The sequence below is a fragment of the Bradyrhizobium sp. HKCCYLS3013 genome (assembly GCF_051167615.1).
GTDB lineage: Bacteria > Pseudomonadota > Alphaproteobacteria > Rhizobiales > Xanthobacteraceae > Bradyrhizobium.
The window spans coordinates 41,609-57,557 of the sequence record NZ_JBNPTK010000004.1; the positions used below are offsets into that span (position 1 = coordinate 41,609).

Consider the following 15,949-nt stretch of genomic DNA (forward strand, 5'->3'; position numbering starts at 1 on the left):
TCCCGGGCCGCGATCCGCCGCTATCCGCGGCGGCGCCCCCGCAACTTCGACTTCCTGATCAGCCCCTCATACTGATGGGCGAGCAGATAACCCTGAACCTGCGCCACGGTATCCATCGTAACGCTGACCACGATCAGAAGCGAAGTGCCACCAAAGTAGAACGGGACGGAAGCGTAGGAAATCAGAATTTCCGGGATCAGACACACGATCGCCAGATAGATGGCGCCGAGCACGGTGATCCGCGACAGCACGTAATCGATATATTCCGCGGTGCGCTCGCCCGGCCTGATGCCCGGGATAAAGCCGCCATGCTTCTTCAGATTGTCGGCGGTCTCGGTCGGGTTGAACACGATCGCGGTGTAGAAGAAAGCGAAGAACAGAATCAGCGCCAGATACAGCACCAGGAACAGCGGCCGGCCGTGACCGAGCTGGGTGGTGATCCACTGGAACCACTCCGGTCCCTTGCCGGCGTTGAAATTGGCGACCGTGGTCGGCAGCAGCAGCAGCGACGAGGCGAAGATCGGCGGGATCACGCCCGAGGTGTTCAGCTTCAGCGGCAGATGCGAGGACTGGCCTTCGAACATCTTGTTGCCGACCTGGCGCTTCGGATACTGGATCAGGAGCCGGCGCTGGGCGCGCTCCACGAACACGATGAAGGCGATCACGGCAACCGCCATCACGATGACGATCAGGATCAGGCCGGTCGACAGCGCGCCCTGGCGGCCGAGTTCCAGCATGTTGGCGAGTGCAGAGGGCAGCTCCGCGACGATGCCGGACAGGATGATCAGCGAGATGCCGTTGCCGATGCCGCGCGAGGTGATCTGCTCGCCGAGCCACATCAGGAACATGGTGCCGCCGGTCAGCGTGATCGCGGTCGAGAGGCGGAAGAACAGGCCGGGATCGGCGACGACGTTGCCGGCGCCTTCGAGGCCGACGGCGATGCCGTAGGACTGCACGGCAGCCAGGATCACCGTCAGATAGCGGGTGTACTGGTTCAGCATCTTGCGGCCAGCCTCACCCTCTTTCTTGAGGGCCTCGAGCTGGGGCGAGACGGTGGTGAGCAGCTGAATGATGATCGATGCCGAGATGTACGGCATGATGTTCAGCGCGAAGATCGCCATGCGGTGAATGCCGCCGCCGGCGAACATGTTGAACATGCCGAGAATGCCGCCGGCCTGGGTGCGGAACACCGAGTCCCAGATGTTCGGGTCGATGCCGGGCAGCGGAATGTAGGTGCCGAGGCGGTAGACCAGCAGCGCGCCGAGGGTGAACCAGATGCGCTTCTTCAGCTCATCGGCCTTCGCGAGCGCGCCGAAATTGAGGTTTGCCGCCAGTTGTTCCGCTGCTGAGGCCATGTCTAGCTTTCTCCCGCCGCCCTTCTTGACCGCATCAGCCCCGCGAGGGCTCGCGAGGCTTGGGCAGACGTCGGATATTATCTGGTACGCGAGCGCGTTCTGTCCATTGCCCTGCCCTCTCCAGCACAAGCCGGCAGCAGGGCAATGACGCAGATGTTACGCCGCCTCGCCTTCGTCCTTGGCTGGCGCCAGGAGCTTGACGGTGCCGCCGGCCTTCTCGACCGCCGCGATCGCCGACTTCGAGGCACCATGCACCTCGATGTTGATCTTGGCCTTGAGCTCGCCGCGGCCGAGCAGACGCACGCCGTCCTTGGCGCGGCGCAGCGCACCGGACTTCACGAGGGACTCGGCGTTGATCACGCTGCCGGCATCGAGCTTCTTGGCATCGATCGCCTGCTGGATCCGGTCGAGATTGATCTCGACGAAATCGAGCGCGAAGATGTTGTTGAAGCCGCGCTTCGGCAGACGGCGATGCATCGGCATCTGACCGCCTTCGAAGCCCTTGATGCGCACGCCGGAGCGCGCGGTCTGGCCCTTGCCGCCACGGCCCGAGGTCTTGCCCTTGCCGGAGCCGATGCCGCGCCCGACGCGCATGCGCTTCTTGCGCGCGCCGGCGTTGTCGGCGATATCGCTGAGCTTCATCGCCCTTCTCCTTACTTCTCGTCGACGATGCGGACGAGATGATGAACCTTGGTGATCATGCCGCGGACCGCCGGCGTATCCGGCAGCTCGGTCACGCGGCCGATCTTGTTGAGCTTCAACCCGATCAGCGTCTCGCGCTGCGAGTGATGCCGGCGGATCGGGCTGCCGATCTGCTCGATCTTGATCGTCTTGGCGCTAGCCATGGTCTTCACTCCGAGATGCGCCGGCCAGAGGCGGCGCGCGTTCGTTAGTCGGCAGCTGCCTCGGCATCGCCACCGACGCGGCGGGCCTGCAGGGTCGATACCTTGATGTTGCGGCGCGCGGCAACCGAGCGCGGTGAATCCTGGTGCTTCAGCGCGTTGAAGGTCGCGCGCACCATGTTGTACGGGTTGGACGAGCCGATCGACTTCGCCACCACGTCCTGGATGCCCAGCGTCTCGAACACGGCGCGCATCGGGCCGCCGGCGATGATGCCGGTACCGGCCGGAGCCGCACGCAGATAGACGCGGCCCGCACCGTGACGACCGAAGATGTCGTGGTGCAGGGTCCGGCCCTCGCGCAGCGCGACGCGGGTCAGGTTGCGCTTGGCGGAGTCCGTCGCCTTGCGGATCGCCTCCGGCACTTCGCGCGCCTTGCCGTGGCCGAAGCCGACCCGGCCCTTCTGATCGCCGATCACGACGAGCGCCGCAAAGCCGAAGCGCTTACCGCCCTTCACGACCTTCGCGACTCGGTTGATGTGGACGAGCTTGTCGACGAACTCGCTGTCGCGCTCCTCGCGCTCCTTGCGATCGCGACCGCCTCGTTCCCGTTCACCTGCCATGGTGCTATCCAATCTTCTGAGGGGCTCTCGCGCCCATATCCATTGATGTTAGAAGCTCAGCCCGCTCTCGCGCGCCGCGTCGGCCAGGGCCTTGACACGACCGTGATAGAGATAGCCGCCGCGATCGAACACGACTTCCTTGATCCCCGCCTTCACCGCGCGCTCGGCGAGCAGCTTGCCCACCGCCTTCGCCGCATCGATGTCGGCACCGGTGTTGCCGGCCGAGCGCATCTCCTTCTCCATCGACGACGCGGAGGCGAGCGTCTCGCCCTTCTGATCGTCGATGACCTGAGCGTAGATGTGCTTCGACGAACGGAACACCGACAGGCGTGGACGGCCGCCGGCGGAGCGGCGCAGCGACAGCCTCACGCGCTGCTTGCGCCGGGCATTCGTAACCTTTGCTCTCGACATGTCCGGCTCCGTTACTTCTTCTTGCCTTCCTTGCGGAAGATGAATTCACCCGCGTACTTCACGCCCTTGCCCTTGTAGGGCTCCGGCGGCCGGTAGGCGCGGATTTCGGCGGCCACCTGGCCGACGCGCTGCGGGTCGATCCCCGTGACCGTGATCTCGGTCGGCTTCGGCACGGCGATCGTGATGCCTTCCGGGATCTGGTAGACGACGTCGTGGCTGTAGCCGAGCGCGAGCTGCAGGTTCTTGCCCTGCATCGCGGCGCGGTAGCCGACGCCGGTGATCTCGAGCTTCTTCTCGAAGCCCTTGGTCACGCCTTCGACCAGGTTGGCGATCTGGGCGCGCGCGGTGCCGTACAGCGACCGGGCGCGCTTGGTCTCGGCGCGCGGGGCAACCTTGACCTGGCCGTTCTCGAACTTCACGTCCACGTCGTCATGGACGATGAACTGAAGCTGGCCCTTCGGCCCCTTCATCTTGACGGTCTGTCCGTCGACGGAGGCCGTCACTCCGGACGGCACCGCCACAGGCTTCTTGCCAATACGTGACATGGCTCAATCCTTCTTAGAACACCGTGAAGAGAACTTCACCGCCGACATTCGCGTCACGCGCGCTATGGTCGGCCATGATTCCCTTCGGCGTCGACAAAACAGAAATTCCGAGCCCGTTGTTCACGCGCGGCAGGTTCTTCACCGAGGTGTAGACGCGGCGGCCGGGCTTGGAGACGCGCTCGATCTCGCGGATCACGGGCTCGCCGTCGAAATATTTCAGCTCGATCTCGATCTCGCTGCGGCCCGACGGATGCTCCAGCGTGGCATAGCCGCGGATGTAGCCTTCGGACTTCAGCACCTCGAGCACGCTGGCGCGCATCTTGGAGCCGGGAGTCGAGACCTTCGACTTCGAGCGCATCTGCGCGTTGCGGATGCGGGTGATCAGATCGCTGATGGGATCGTGCGTTGACATGGTGCGATCCTCCTTACCAGCTCGACTTCACGAGGCCCGGAACCAGGCCCTTGGACCCGAGCTCGCGCAACGCGATGCGGCTCAGCTTGTTCTTGCGATAGTTCGACCGCGGACGGCCGGTCAGCTCGCACCGGTTGCGGATGCGGGTCGCCGACGAATTGCGCGGCATCTCGGCCAGCTTCAGGGTCGCGGCAAAGCGCTCCTCCATCGGCTTTTCCTTGTCGGCGATGATCGCCTTCAACCGGGCGCGCTTCGGGGCGGCGTTCTTGGCCATCCGCTTGCGCCGGTTGTTCTTCTCGACTGAACTCTTCTTTGCCATGCTTGGCTCCTGGGTATCCGCGTTTGAGAGGCTGTTCAGCGTCTCACTGCCGGAACGGGAAATTGAATGCGGTCAGAAGGGCACGGGCCTCGTCGTCGGTCGTCGCGGTGGTGCACACCGTGATGTCCATGCCCCAGCTCTCCCCGGCCTTGTCAAAGTCGATCTCGGGGAAAATGATGTGCTCCTTGATGCCGAGCGAATAGTTGCCGCGGCCGTCGAAGCTCTTCGGGTTCAGGCCGCGGAAGTCGCGGACGCGCGGCAGCGCGACGTTGATCAGGCGGTCGATGAACTCGTACATCTTGGTCTTGCGCAAGGTGACCTTGCAGCCGATCGGCTGGTTCTCGCGCAGCTTGAAGGTCGCGATGGCGACGCGCGAATAGGTCACGACCGCCTTCTGGCCGGCGATCAGCGACAGGTCGGCCGCCGCCGTCTCCGCCTTCTTGCGGTCGTTGACCGCCTCGCCGATGCCCATGTTGAGCACGACCTTGTCGAGCCGCGGCACCTGCATGACGTTGGCGTAGCCGAACTTCTCGGTCAGCTGGCTCTTGATCTTGCGATCATATTCCTCGCGCAGGCGCGGGGTGTAAGCGGTCTCAGCCATCGATCTCAACTCCCGAGCTCTTGGCAACGCGGACCTTCTTGCCGTCCGCCTGAATCTTGAATCCAACGCGCGTCGGCTTGCCGTCCTTGCCGACATACGCGACGTTAGACAGGTTGATCGGCGCCTCCTTGGAGATGATGCCGCCTTCCTGGTTCTGGGTCTGCTTCTGGTGACGCTTCACCAGGTTGATGCCGCGTACCAGCGCGGTGCCCTCGTCGGGACGCACCTCGAACACCTCCCCGGTGCGCCCCTTGTCGCGGCCGGTCAGGACGATCACCTTGTCGCCCTTGCGGATCTTGGCAGCCATCACAGCACCTCCGGCGCAAGCGAAATGATCTTCATGTGGTTCTTGGCGCGCAGTTCGCGCGGCACCGGCCCGAAGATGCGGGTGCCGACCGGCTCCGACTGGTTGTTGATCAGGACGGCCGCGTTGCGGTCGAAGCGGATCACCGAGCCGTCGGCGCGGCGGATGTCCTTGCGGACGCGCACCACGACGGCCTTCATGACGTCGCCCTTCTTCACCTTGCCACGCGGAATGGCTTCCTTGATCGACACCACGATGATGTCGCCGACGGTGGCATAGCGGCGCTTCGAGCCGCCCAGCACCTTGATACACATGACACGGCGTGCGCCGGAATTATCGGCCACGTCGAGGTTGGTCTGCATCTGAATCATTGATGCACCTCGTCCTCTTCATCTGCTGCGCAGGAAAGCTGCGCCTTGTTTGATCCCGAAAGCGAAACCGGCCCCTTTGACAGGGCCGCGTCTCGCGCCTCAGGCGGTTTTCTTGTGCTCGCCCCGGATCACGGTCCAGCGCTTGAGCTTCGAGATCGGCTTGCTCTCCTCGATCCACACCATGTCGCCCGGCTTGAACTCGTTGTTCTCGTCGTGCGCGTGGTAGTTCTTCGAGCGGCGGATGGTCTTCTTGTAGATCGGGTGGGTGAAGCGCCGGTCGACGCGCACAACGATCGTCTTGGCCTGCTTGTCGCTGACGACGACGCCCTGAAGGGTCCGTTTCGGCATGTCGAGCCTCTTACTTCGTCTTGGCGCGCTGCTGCGCGGCGATGGTCTTGATACGGGCGATGTCGCGGCGCGCCTCACGCAGCCGCGCGGTATTCTCCAGCTGCCCGGTGGCACGCTGGAAGCGCAGGTTGAAGCGCTCCTTCTTCAGATTGACGATCGCATCGTCCATCTGATCGGGGCTCATCGCGCGAATGTCGGCAATCTTCATCTCGGCCATGACCATTACTCCGCAATGCGTTCGACGAAGCGCGTCTTGATCGGCAGCTTGGCGGCCGCCAGCAGCAGCGCCTCGCGCGCGATCTGGTTGCTCACGCCGTCGATCTCGAACATCACCCGGCCCGGCTTGACGCGGGCCACCCACAATTCCGGCGAGCCCTTGCCGGAGCCCATGCGGACCTCGGCCGGCTTTTTCGACACCGGAAGATCCGGGAACACGCGAATCCAGACGCGGCCGGCGCGCTTCATGTGACGGGTCAAGGCACGACGAGCGGCCTCGATCTGGCGCGCGGTGACGCGATCCGGCTCCATCGCCTTCAGCCCGAACTGGCCGAAGGCCAGCGTCGCGCCCGAGGACGCAACGCCGTGGATACGGCCCTTATGCGCCTTTCGGAACTTGGTCTTCTTTGGTTGCATCATGGCTTTGAGCCCTCAAACCTGTCTTGTCGCGGCTGATCGATCAGGCCGCGTCGCGGCGCGACCGGGGCTGCGAGCTCTCGCCGCCGCCTTCGTTCATCCGCTTGTCCTGTGCCATCGGATCGTGCTCGAGGATCTCGCCCTTGAAGATCCAGACCTTCACGCCGCAGGTGCCGAAGGTGGTGAACGCGGTGGCCACACCGTAGTCGATGTCGGCGCGCAGCGTGTGCAGCGGCACCCGGCCCTCACGATACCACTCCATGCGGGCGATTTCCGCGCCGCCCAGACGACCCGAGCAGTTGATGCGGATGCCCTCGGCGCCGAGACGCATCGCCGACTGCACGGCGCGCTTCATGGCGCGGCGGAACGCAACGCGACGCTCGAGCTGCTGCGCGATCGATTCGGCGACCAGCGTGGCATCGAGCTCCGGCTTGCGGATCTCGACGATGTTGATGACGACGTCCGACGAGGTGATGTCGGCGACGCGCTTGCGCAGCTTGTCGATGTCGGCGCCCTTCTTGCCTATCACGACGCCCGGACGTGCCGAGTGGATCGTGACGCGGCACTTCTTGTGCGGACGCTCGATCACGATGCGGGCAACGGCCGCCTGCTTGAGCTCCTTGTGCAGGATCTCACGGATCTTGACGTCTTCATGCAGCAGCTTGCCGTACTCGGCCTTGCCGGCGAACCAGCGCGAATCCCAGGTCCGGTTGATGCCGAGACGCAGACCGATCGGATTGATCTTTTGACCCATCGTATTCTCCCAGCGCCTGCTTTAAGCGCTCGCCTCGACCTGACGCACAATGATCGTCAGCTGCGAAAACGGTTTGAAAACTCGGCCCGAACGGCCACGACCGCGCGGCGAGAAACGCTTCATCACGATTCCCTTGCCGACGAAAGCCTGCGAGACGACGAGATCGTCGACCTCGAGCTCGTGATTGTTCTCGGCATTGGCGATCGCCGATTCCAGGCACTTCTTGACGTCGACCGCAATCCGCTTGCGCGAGAACTGCAGGTCGGCGAGGGCGGCCGACGCCTTGCGGCCGCGGATCATCTGCGCCACCAGGTTCAGCTTCTGCGGGCTCACCCGAAGCATCCGGGCCACAGCCTTGGCCTCGTTTTCGGGGAGGCTCCGTTCGCGCTTTGGTTTGCTCATCGCTTAATCCTCAAGCCTTCTTGGCTTTCTTATCGCCCGAATGGCCGTGGAAGGTGCGGGTCGGCGAGAACTCGCCGAACTTGTGGCCGACCATCTCTTCGTTGATCGCCACCGGCACGTGCTTCTGGCCGTTGTAGACGCCGAACGTCAGGCCGACGAACTGCGGCAGGATGGTCGAGCGGCGGCTCCAGATCTTGATGACGTCGTGACGGCCGGACGCGCGCGCCGCATCTGCCTTCTTGAGCAGCGACGCCTCGACGAACGGGCCTTTCCAGACTGAACGAACCATGTCCGTCGTTCCTTACTTCTTCCGCTTGTGGCGGCTCAAGAGAATGAATTTATCGGTCGACTTGTTGGTGCGAGTCTTCTTGCCCTTGGTAGGCTTGCCCCACGGAGTGACCGGGTGACGACCGCCCGAGGTACGGCCTTCGCCGCCGCCGTGCGGATGGTCGATCGGGTTCATCGCGACACCGCGGTTGTGAGGCCTGCGGCCCATCCAACGCTTGCGGCCGGCCTTGCCGATCGAGGTGTTCATGTGGTCCGGGTTCGACACCGCACCGATGGTGCCGCGGCAGCGGCCATGCACCAGACGCTGCTCGCCCGAGTTCAGGCGGACGATCACGTAGTCCTGGTCGCGGCCGACGATCTGGGCGTAGGTGCCGGCCGAACGTGCGAGCTGGCCGCCCTTCCCGATCTTGACCTCGATGTTGTGCACGATCGTGCCGACCGGCATGTTGCCCAGCGGCATGACGTTGCCCGGCTTCACGTCGACATAGTTGCCGGCGACGATGGTGTCGCCGACCGCCAGGCGCTGCGGCGCCAGGATGTAGGCGAGCTCGCCGTCCTGATACTTGACCAGGGCGATGAAGGCGGTCCGGTTCGGATCATACTCCAGGCGCTCGACGGTCGCGGGAACGTCGACCTTGTCGCGCTTGAAGTCGACCGTGCGGTACGACTGCTTGTGGCCGCCGCCGAGGAAGCGAACCGTGATGCGGCCGGTGTTGTTGCGACCGCCGCTCGACTGCTTGCCTTCGGTCAGCGCCTTGACCGGCTTGCCCTTGTACAGGGCCGAACGATCGACCATCACCAGCTGGCGCTGGCCGGGCGTCGTGGGATTGAATGTCTTCAGTGCCATGGCAGCTCAGCCTTACAGTCCGGTGGTCACGTCGATACGGTGGCCCTCTTCGAGGGTCACGATCGCGCGCTTGCTGTCCGATTGCGAACCGAAATTGCCGCGGAACACCTTGGTCTTGCCCTTGCGGACGAGCGTGTTGACGCTCTTGACCTTGACGTCGAACAGCTTCTCGATCGCTTCCTTGATCTGCGGCTTGGTCGCCTTTGCGGCCACCTTGAACAGAACCTTGTTGTGCTCCGAGGCGAACGTCGCCTTCTCGGTCACGACCGGCGCGATGATGATGTCGTAGTGGCGCGGATCGATGGTCTTCATTTGAAGCGCGCCTCCAGCGCATCGATCGCCGCCTTGGTCAGCACGAGCTTCTGACGGCGCAGGATGTCGTAGACGTTGATGCCCTGGATCGGCAGCACGTCCAGGTTCGGGATGTTGCGGGCCGCAGCGGCGAAGCCGTTGTGCAGCTCGGCGCCGTCGATGATCAGCGCGTTGGTGAGGCCCAGACCCGAGAAGTGGCCGATCAGCGCCTTGGTCTTCGCCGCCTCGAGGGTGGCGTTCTCCAAGACGACCAGATCACCGTCCTTGGCCTTGGCCGACAGCGCATGCTTCAGAGCGAGCGCACGGACCTTCTTCGGCAGGTCGGTCGCATGCGAGCGCACGACCGGACCGAAGGCGCGGCCGCCGCCACGGAACTGCGGCACGCGAGCCGAGCCGTGACGAGCACCGCCGGTGCCCTTCTGCTTGTACATCTTCTTGCCGGTGCGCCAGATCTCGGCGCGCCCCTTGGCCTTGTGAGTGCCGGCCTGGCGCTTGTTCAGCTGCCACTGGACGCAACGCTGAATGATGTCAGCGCGCGGCTCCAGACCGAAGATGGCGTCGGACAGCTGGACGGAGCCGGCTTCCTTGCCCTCAAGCGTGGTGACTTTCAGTTCCATTTATGCGCCCTCCTGCACGGCCGGCGCTTCGGCAGCCTGCTCACCCGCGACCTTGAACTTGCCGGGCTTCGGCGCTTCCTTCGGCAGCGGCTTCTTGACGGCGTCGCGCACCGAGATCCAGCCCCCCTTGGAGCCGGGCACCGCGCCTTCGACCAGGATCAGGCCGCGCTCGACGTCCGTCTGCACCACACGCAGGTTCAGCGTGGTGATGCGGTCGACGCCCATGTGACCGGGCATCTTCTTGTTCTTCCAGGTCTTGCCGGGGTCCTGACGACCACCGGTCGAACCGATCGAACGATGCGAGATCGACACACCGTGCGTCGCGCGAAGACCGCCGAAGTTCCAGCGCTTCATGCCGCCGGCGAAGCCCTTACCGACCGAGGTGCCGGTAACGTCGACGAACTGGCCGACGACGAAGTGGTCGGCCTGGATCTCGGCGCCGACCGGGATCAGCGAATCCTCGCTGACACGGAATTCGGCAAGCTTTCGCTTCGGCTCGACCTTGGCGACCGCGAACTGGCCGCGCTCCGCCTTCGGCATGTAGACCGTCTTGCGGCTGCCGCTGCCGAGCTGCAGCGCGACATAGCCGTTCTTCTCGGTGGTGCGGTGACCGACCACCTGGCAATTGCCGAGCTTCAGCACGGTCACGGGGATATGTTCGCCGGTCTCCGTGAAGACCCGCGTCATCCCGACCTTTTGTGCGATCACTCCGGAGCGCATCGGCGTGCTTCCTGTTCTTCTCTATGTCCGCGATGGGGCGAACGTGAATCCAAAAACTTAGAGCTTGATCTCGACGTCGACGCCGGCGGCCAGGTCGAGCTTCATGAGAGCATCGACGGTCTGCGGGGTCGGATCGACGATGTCGAGCAGGCGCTTGTGGGTACGCATCTCGAACTGCTCGCGGCTCTTCTTGTCGACGTGCGGCGAACGGTTCACGGTGAACTTCTCGATGCGGGTCGGCAGCGGAATGGGTCCGCGAACCTGCGCGCCGGTCCGTTTCGCCGTGTTGACGATCTCGCGCGTCGACGTATCGAGGATACGATGGTCAAACGCCTTGAGACGGATGCGGATATTTTGGCCGTTCATTGCCGTATCTTTCTTTGAGTAGTGAGTGGCGAGTAGCGAACGGCGAATGGATATCTCCATTCGCCACCCGCCATTCCCTATTCGCTGTTGTTACTCGATGATCGAGGCGACGACGCCGGCGCCGACGGTGCGGCCGCCCTCGCGGATGGCGAAGCGCAGCTTCTCCTCCATCGCGATCGGCACGATCAGGTGCACTTCCATCGCGATGTTGTCGCCCGGCATCACCATCTCGGTGCCTTCCGGCAGGTGAACGACGCCGGTCACGTCGGTCGTGCGGAAGTAGAACTGCGGACGATAGTTGGTGAAGAACGGCGTGTGACGGCCGCCCTCTTCCTTGGTGAGGATGTACGCCTCAGCCTTGAACTTGGTGTGCGGCTTGACCGAACCCGGCTTGCACAGCACCTGGCCGCGCTCGACGTCCTCGCGCTTGGTGCCGCGGAGCAGCGCACCGATGTTGTCGCCCGCCTGGCCCTGATCGAGCAGCTTGCGGAACATTTCAACGCCGGTGACGGTGGTCTTCTGGGTCGGACGGATGCCGACGATCTCGATTTCCTCACCGACCTTGATGATGCCGCGCTCGACACGGCCGGTCACGACGGTGCCGCGGCCCGAGATCGAGAACACGTCTTCGACCGGCATCAGGAAGGGCTGATCGATCGGACGCTCCGGCTGCGGAATGTACTCGTCGACATTGCGCATCAGCTCGAGGATGGCGTCGTGGCCGAGCTTCTTGTCCGAATCTTCCAGAGCGGCGAGCGCCGAGCCCTTGATGATCGGGATCTTGTCGCCCGGGAACTCGTACTTCGAGAGCAGCTCGCGGACCTCGAGCTCGACGAGCTCGAGCAGCTCCGGATCGTCAACCATGTCGCACTTGTTGAGGAACACGACCAGCGCCGGCACGCCGACCTGGCGGGCGAGCAGGATGTGCTCGCGGGTCTGCGGCATCGGGCCGTCAGCGGCCGACACGACCAGGATCGCGCCGTCCATCTGCGCGGCGCCGGTGATCATGTTCTTCACGTAGTCGGCGTGGCCGGGGCAGTCGACGTGCGCGTAGTGGCGGTTCTTGGTCTCGTACTCGACGTGAGCGGTCGAGATGGTGATGCCGCGAGCCTTCTCTTCCGGCGCCTTGTCGATCTGGTCGTAGGCAGTGAACGTCGCACCGCCCGTCTCGGCCAGGATCTTGGTGATTGCAGCCGTCAGCGAGGTCTTGCCGTGGTCGACGTGACCGATGGTGCCGATGTTGCAGTGGGGCTTGTTACGTTCAAACTTAGCTTTGGCCATTTGACTCTCCGTTCAGTCGCTAACTTGAGCTAACGACAATCAGGCAAACTTCTTCTGGACTTCGGCCGACACGTTGGCCGGCGCTTCAGCGTAGTGCGAGAACTGCATCGTGAAGGTCGCGCGGCCCTGGCTCATGGAGCGCAGGTTGTTCACGTAACCGAACATGTTCATGAGCGGCACCATCGCGTTGATGACGTTGGCATTGCCGCGCATGTCCTGGCCCTGGATCTGGCCACGACGCGAGTTCAGGTCGCCGATGACCGAGCCGGTGTAGTCTTCCGGGGTCACCACCTCGACCTTCATGATCGGCTCGAGCAGAACCGACTTGCCCTTCTGCAGCGCCTCGCGGAAAGCCGCGCGAGAGGCGATTTCGAAGGCCAGCGCCGACGAGTCGACGTCGTGATACTTGCCGTCGACCAGCGCCACCTTGACGTCGACCACCGGGAAGCCGGCGACCACGCCCGCGCCGAGCACGCTCTCGATGCCCTTCTCGACGCCCGGGATGTATTCCTTCGGAACCGCACCGCCGACGATCTTGGACTCGAACACGTAGCCGCCACCCGGCTCGTTCGGCTCGACCACGAGGCTCACGGCCGCGAACTGGCCGGTGCCGCCGGTCTGCTTCTTGTGGGTGTAGTCCACATTGGCCGGCTTGGTGATGCGCTCACGGAACGCCACCTGCGGCGCGCCGATGTTCGCATCGACCTTGTAGGTACGCTTCAGAATGTCGACCTTGATGTCGAGATGGAGCTCGCCCATGCCCTTGAGGATGGTCTGGCCCGACTCGTGATCGGTCGAGACGCGGAAGGACGGATCTTCCGCGGCCAGCTTCGCCAAGGCGACGCCGAGCTTCTCCTGGTCGGCCTTCGACTTCGGCTCGATCGCGATCTCGATGACCGGCTCCGGGAATTCCATCTTTTCCAGGATCACCTGGTTGGACGGATCGCACAGCGTGTCACCGGTGCGGGCTTCCTTGAGGCCTGCGAGGGCGACGATGTCGCCGGCATAGGCTTCCTTGATGTCCTCGCGATTGTTCGCATGCATCAGCAGCATGCGGCCGATGCGCTCCTTCTTCTCGCGGGTCGAGTTCACGACGCCGGTACCCGAGGTCAGGATGCCCGAATAGATGCGGCAGAAGGTGATGGTGCCGACGAACGGGTCGTCCATGATCTTGAACGCGAGCAGCGCCAGCGGCTCCTTGTCGTCCGCCTTGCGCACGACCTCGTTGCCCTTGTCGTCGGTGCCCTTGATCGCGGGCACGTCGAGCGGCGACGGCAGATAGTCGACGACGGCGTCGAGCAGGGGCTGCACGCCCTTGTTCTTGAAGGCCGAGCCACACAGCACCGGATAGAACGCACCGGTCAGCACGGCCTTGCGGATCAGGCGCTTCAGGGTCGCCTCGTCCGGCTCCTTGCCGTCCAGGAACGCGGTGAGCGCGTCGTCATCGAGCTCGACGGCGGCTTCCACCAGCTTCTCGCGATATTCCTTGGCCTGATCGGCCAGATCAGCCGGGATCTCGGCGTAGTCGAACTTCGCGCCGAGCGCCTCGTCGTTCCAGACGATCGCCTTCATGGTCACGAGGTCGATGCAGCCCTTGAAGTTGTTCTCGGCACCGATCGGCAGCTGGATCGCAACCGGCTTCGCGCCCAGGCGGTCGACGATGTCGGCCAGGCACTTGAAGAAGTCGGCGCCGGTCTTGTCCATCTTGTTGGCGAAGACGATGCGCGGCACCTTGTACTTGTCGCCCTGGCGCCAGACGGTCTCGGTCTGCGGCTCGACGCCCTGGTTGGAGTCGAGCACGCACACGGCGCCGTCGAGCACGCGAAGCGAACGCTCGACCTCGATGGTGAAGTCGACGTGGCCGGGGGTGTCGATGATGTTCAGGCGCTTGCCGTTCCAGAACGCGGTGGTGGCAGCCGAGGTGATCGTGATGCCACGCTCCTGCTCCTGCTCCATCCAGTCCATCGTCGCGGCACCTTCGTGCACTTCGCCGATCTTGTGGCTCTTGCCGGTGTAATAGAGGATGCGCTCGGTCGTCGTGGTCTTACCGGCGTCGATATGCGCCATGATACCGAAGTTACGGTAGTCCTCGATGGCATGTTGGCGGGGCATGAAGGTGTTCCCTGATTTCCGTTCGGGCCGCTGTTACCAGCGGTAGTGCGAGAAGGCGCGGTTGGCTTCCGCCATCCGGTGCACGTCTTCCCGCTTCTTCACGGCGTTACCCCGATTGTTCGAGGCGTCGAGCAGCTCCGCCGAAAGCCGCTCGGTCATCGTCTTCTCGTTGCGGTCGCGCGCGGCCGAGATCAGCCAGCGGATGCCCAGCGCCTGCCGGCGGGTCGAACGAACCTCGACCGGCACCTGGTAGGTCGCGCCGCCGACGCGGCGGGAGCGGACCTCGATGGTCGGCATGACGTTTTCGAGGGCCTGCTCGAACACCGTCAGCGGGCTCTGCTTGGTCTTGGCCTCGATGATGCCGAACGCGCCGTAGACGATACCTTCGGCGACCGACTTCTTGCCGGCGTACATCACCGAGTTCATGAACTTGGTGACGATGATGTTCCCGAACTTCGGATCCGGAAGCACTTCACGCTTTTCGGCTGAATGGCGACGCGACATGTGATCTTGTTCCCGCTTCTCTCGAACGTCTTACTTCGGACGCTTCGCGCCGTACTTCGAACGGCGCTGCTTACGGTTCTTGACGCCCTGGGTATCCAGCACGCCGCGGAGGATGTGGTAGCGCACGCCCGGCAAGTCCTTGACGCGGCCGCCACGGATCATGACCACCGAGTGCTCCTGCAGGTTATGACCTTCACCCGGGATGTAGCCGATCACCTCGAAGCCGTTGGTCAGGCGCACCTTGGCGACCTTACGAAGCGCCGAGTTCGGCTTCTTCGGGGTCGTGGTGTAGACGCGCGTGCAAACGCCACGCTTCTGCGGCGACTGCTGCAGCGCCGGCACCTTCTTGCGCGACTTCTGCACTTCGCGCGGATTTGCGATCAGCTGGTTGATCGTCGGCATCTTGGCCTTCACCCTTCTCAACGTTCGAACGGAGACCGTCACCGGCTTCCGCAAATTCTGTTCGAGGTTCCCCGCCTCACCGGGCCGCCTCGCGCGACAAAAACCCGCGCAAAACGAAATTGCGCCAACCGTTCATCGCTGAACGGAAAGCGCTTGACGCCACAGAGGACCGCGATCACCACCAAACAGCTTGCGCTGGCGGGCGGCCTACCGAGGTCATGCATCCGAAATTGGTCTCCAGAGAACGAGCTCGAGAGATCTAATATCGTTTTGGCATTGCCTAGCTATGATCGACAGCGTTTGAGCGGCATTCGTCGAGGTTGGTGCCCGTCTTGCCCTGTTAAAGGCGGTCCGGGTGATCCGTACCGACGCTGGCGAAGCTCACCGCCTGTCGTTGAGTGCCGGCCTTTTATAAGCGGTAAATATCCAAGTCAAGCAAAACGACGCCGCAGGACGCGCAAAGAAGCGCTTCTGGCCGCTGCAGTTTCCGCTCCGACCGCGCCCCTACATCCTAAGGTATCTGTAGACCGCAGAGCCCTGCCCGCGCCGGCCCAGCCCCTCTCCAACCCAGGGACATATCCAG

The 15,949-nt window shown here is 63.8% G+C and carries 26 protein-coding genes; all 26 read right to left on the reverse strand.

Translation table 11 applies throughout. From position 1 onward, the window contains the following. Window positions 1-20: 20 nt before the first annotated feature. Window positions 21-1,355, reverse strand: a complete 1,335-nt coding sequence (gene secY, locus ACQR1F_RS09220) for a preprotein translocase subunit SecY (RefSeq protein WP_315714557.1) — start codon at window positions 1,353-1,355, stop codon at window positions 21-23. A 156-nt stretch (window positions 1,356-1,511) separates the two neighbouring features. Continuing rightward, on the reverse strand, window positions 1,512-1,997 hold the full coding sequence (gene rplO, locus ACQR1F_RS09225; RefSeq protein WP_009031841.1) for a 50S ribosomal protein L15: 486 nt from the start codon (window positions 1,995-1,997) through the stop codon (window positions 1,512-1,514). 11 nt (window positions 1,998-2,008) lie between these two features. After that, window positions 2,009-2,200 carry a 50S ribosomal protein L30 gene (gene rpmD / locus ACQR1F_RS09230; protein ID WP_006611856.1) on the reverse strand — a complete coding sequence of 64 codons (192 nt, stop codon included), beginning with the start codon at window positions 2,198-2,200 and terminating at the stop codon, window positions 2,009-2,011. A gap of 44 nt (window positions 2,201-2,244) precedes the next feature. Continuing rightward, window positions 2,245-2,817, reverse strand: a complete 573-nt coding sequence (gene rpsE / locus ACQR1F_RS09235) for a 30S ribosomal protein S5 (RefSeq protein WP_006611855.1) — start codon at window positions 2,815-2,817, stop codon at window positions 2,245-2,247. Between the two features lie 48 nt (window positions 2,818-2,865). After that, window positions 2,866-3,228: a 50S ribosomal protein L18 gene (rplR, locus tag ACQR1F_RS09240; RefSeq protein WP_006611854.1), complete on the reverse strand. Its 363-nt coding sequence runs from the start codon at window positions 3,226-3,228 to the stop codon at window positions 2,866-2,868. An 11-nt stretch (window positions 3,229-3,239) separates the two neighbouring features. Then, on the reverse strand, window positions 3,240-3,773 hold the full coding sequence (gene rplF, locus ACQR1F_RS09245) for a 50S ribosomal protein L6 (protein ID WP_172108074.1): 534 nt from the start codon (window positions 3,771-3,773) through the stop codon (window positions 3,240-3,242). Between the two features lie 13 nt (window positions 3,774-3,786). Continuing rightward, entirely contained in the window at window positions 3,787-4,185 is a 399-nt protein-coding gene (gene rpsH, locus ACQR1F_RS09250) for a 30S ribosomal protein S8 (protein WP_315714559.1), read from the reverse strand. A gap of 13 nt (window positions 4,186-4,198) precedes the next feature. Continuing rightward, window positions 4,199-4,504 carry a 30S ribosomal protein S14 gene (gene rpsN, locus ACQR1F_RS09255; RefSeq protein WP_315800970.1) on the reverse strand — a complete coding sequence of 102 codons (306 nt, stop codon included), beginning with the start codon at window positions 4,502-4,504 and terminating at the stop codon, window positions 4,199-4,201. A 43-nt stretch (window positions 4,505-4,547) separates the two neighbouring features. Then, the gene (gene rplE / locus ACQR1F_RS09260) at window positions 4,548-5,105 is read right to left on the reverse strand and encodes a 50S ribosomal protein L5 (RefSeq protein WP_315800971.1); all 558 of its coding nucleotides are present in this window, start codon (window positions 5,103-5,105) and stop codon (window positions 4,548-4,550) included. Then, window positions 5,098-5,412 (reverse strand): 50S ribosomal protein L24, encoded by a 315-nt coding sequence (gene rplX / locus ACQR1F_RS09265; protein ID WP_315737601.1) that lies wholly within the window; start codon window positions 5,410-5,412, stop codon window positions 5,098-5,100. Before rplX ends, rplE begins: the two co-directional genes overlap by 8 nt. Beyond that, window positions 5,412-5,780 (reverse strand): 50S ribosomal protein L14, encoded by a 369-nt coding sequence (gene rplN, locus ACQR1F_RS09270; protein WP_006611848.1) that lies wholly within the window; start codon window positions 5,778-5,780, stop codon window positions 5,412-5,414. The genes rplX and rplN overlap by 1 nt, the downstream gene beginning before the upstream one ends. 99 nt (window positions 5,781-5,879) lie before the next feature. Next, complete coding sequence (rpsQ, locus tag ACQR1F_RS09275) at window positions 5,880-6,128, reverse strand: 30S ribosomal protein S17 (protein ID WP_015667612.1); 249 nt, start codon at window positions 6,126-6,128, stop codon at window positions 5,880-5,882. A 10-nt stretch (window positions 6,129-6,138) separates the two neighbouring features. Continuing rightward, window positions 6,139-6,345, reverse strand: a complete 207-nt coding sequence (rpmC, locus tag ACQR1F_RS09280; protein WP_006611846.1) for a 50S ribosomal protein L29 — start codon at window positions 6,343-6,345, stop codon at window positions 6,139-6,141. 5 nt (window positions 6,346-6,350) lie between these two features. Then, on the reverse strand, window positions 6,351-6,764 hold the full coding sequence (rplP, locus tag ACQR1F_RS09285) for a 50S ribosomal protein L16 (RefSeq protein WP_008963467.1): 414 nt from the start codon (window positions 6,762-6,764) through the stop codon (window positions 6,351-6,353). Window positions 6,765-6,804: 40 nt separating this feature from the next. Then, complete coding sequence (rpsC, locus tag ACQR1F_RS09290) at window positions 6,805-7,515, reverse strand: 30S ribosomal protein S3 (RefSeq protein ID WP_012045041.1); 711 nt, start codon at window positions 7,513-7,515, stop codon at window positions 6,805-6,807. A 21-nt stretch (window positions 7,516-7,536) separates the two neighbouring features. After that, window positions 7,537-7,917 (reverse strand): 50S ribosomal protein L22, encoded by a 381-nt coding sequence (gene rplV / locus ACQR1F_RS09295; protein WP_315714562.1) that lies wholly within the window; start codon window positions 7,915-7,917, stop codon window positions 7,537-7,539. Window positions 7,918-7,927: 10 nt separating this feature from the next. Continuing rightward, window positions 7,928-8,206, reverse strand: coding sequence for a 30S ribosomal protein S19 (gene rpsS, locus ACQR1F_RS09300; RefSeq protein ID WP_006611842.1), 279 nt, complete (start codon window positions 8,204-8,206; stop codon window positions 7,928-7,930). Between the two features lie 12 nt (window positions 8,207-8,218). Further along, entirely contained in the window at window positions 8,219-9,052 is an 834-nt protein-coding gene (gene rplB, locus ACQR1F_RS09305; RefSeq protein WP_006611841.1) for a 50S ribosomal protein L2, read from the reverse strand. Window positions 9,053-9,064: 12 nt separating this feature from the next. Beyond that, entirely contained in the window at window positions 9,065-9,364 is a 300-nt protein-coding gene (locus ACQR1F_RS09310; RefSeq protein WP_172108066.1) for a 50S ribosomal protein L23, read from the reverse strand. Then, window positions 9,361-9,981 (reverse strand): 50S ribosomal protein L4, encoded by a 621-nt coding sequence (gene rplD, locus ACQR1F_RS09315; RefSeq protein WP_006611839.1) that lies wholly within the window; start codon window positions 9,979-9,981, stop codon window positions 9,361-9,363. Before rplD ends, ACQR1F_RS09310 begins: the two co-directional genes overlap by 4 nt. Then, window positions 9,982-10,701, reverse strand: a complete 720-nt coding sequence (gene rplC, locus ACQR1F_RS09320) for a 50S ribosomal protein L3 (protein ID WP_006611838.1) — start codon at window positions 10,699-10,701, stop codon at window positions 9,982-9,984. 57 nt (window positions 10,702-10,758) lie between these two features. Further along, window positions 10,759-11,067 (reverse strand): 30S ribosomal protein S10, encoded by a 309-nt coding sequence (gene rpsJ / locus ACQR1F_RS09325; protein WP_002712302.1) that lies wholly within the window; start codon window positions 11,065-11,067, stop codon window positions 10,759-10,761. Between the two features lie 90 nt (window positions 11,068-11,157). Next, the gene (gene tuf / locus ACQR1F_RS09330; RefSeq protein ID WP_006611837.1) at window positions 11,158-12,348 is read right to left on the reverse strand and encodes an elongation factor Tu; all 1,191 of its coding nucleotides are present in this window, start codon (window positions 12,346-12,348) and stop codon (window positions 11,158-11,160) included. Window positions 12,349-12,387: 39 nt separating this feature from the next. Continuing rightward, a complete protein-coding gene (gene fusA / locus ACQR1F_RS09335) occupies window positions 12,388-14,460 on the reverse strand; it encodes an elongation factor G (protein ID WP_316177107.1) in 2,073 nt (690 codons plus the stop codon). Between the two features lie 33 nt (window positions 14,461-14,493). Next, a complete protein-coding gene (rpsG, locus tag ACQR1F_RS09340) occupies window positions 14,494-14,964 on the reverse strand; it encodes a 30S ribosomal protein S7 (protein WP_006611835.1) in 471 nt (156 codons plus the stop codon). Between the two features lie 30 nt (window positions 14,965-14,994). After that, window positions 14,995-15,366: a 30S ribosomal protein S12 gene (gene rpsL / locus ACQR1F_RS09345; protein WP_006611834.1), complete on the reverse strand. Its 372-nt coding sequence runs from the start codon at window positions 15,364-15,366 to the stop codon at window positions 14,995-14,997. Window positions 15,367-15,949 lie beyond the last annotated feature (583 nt).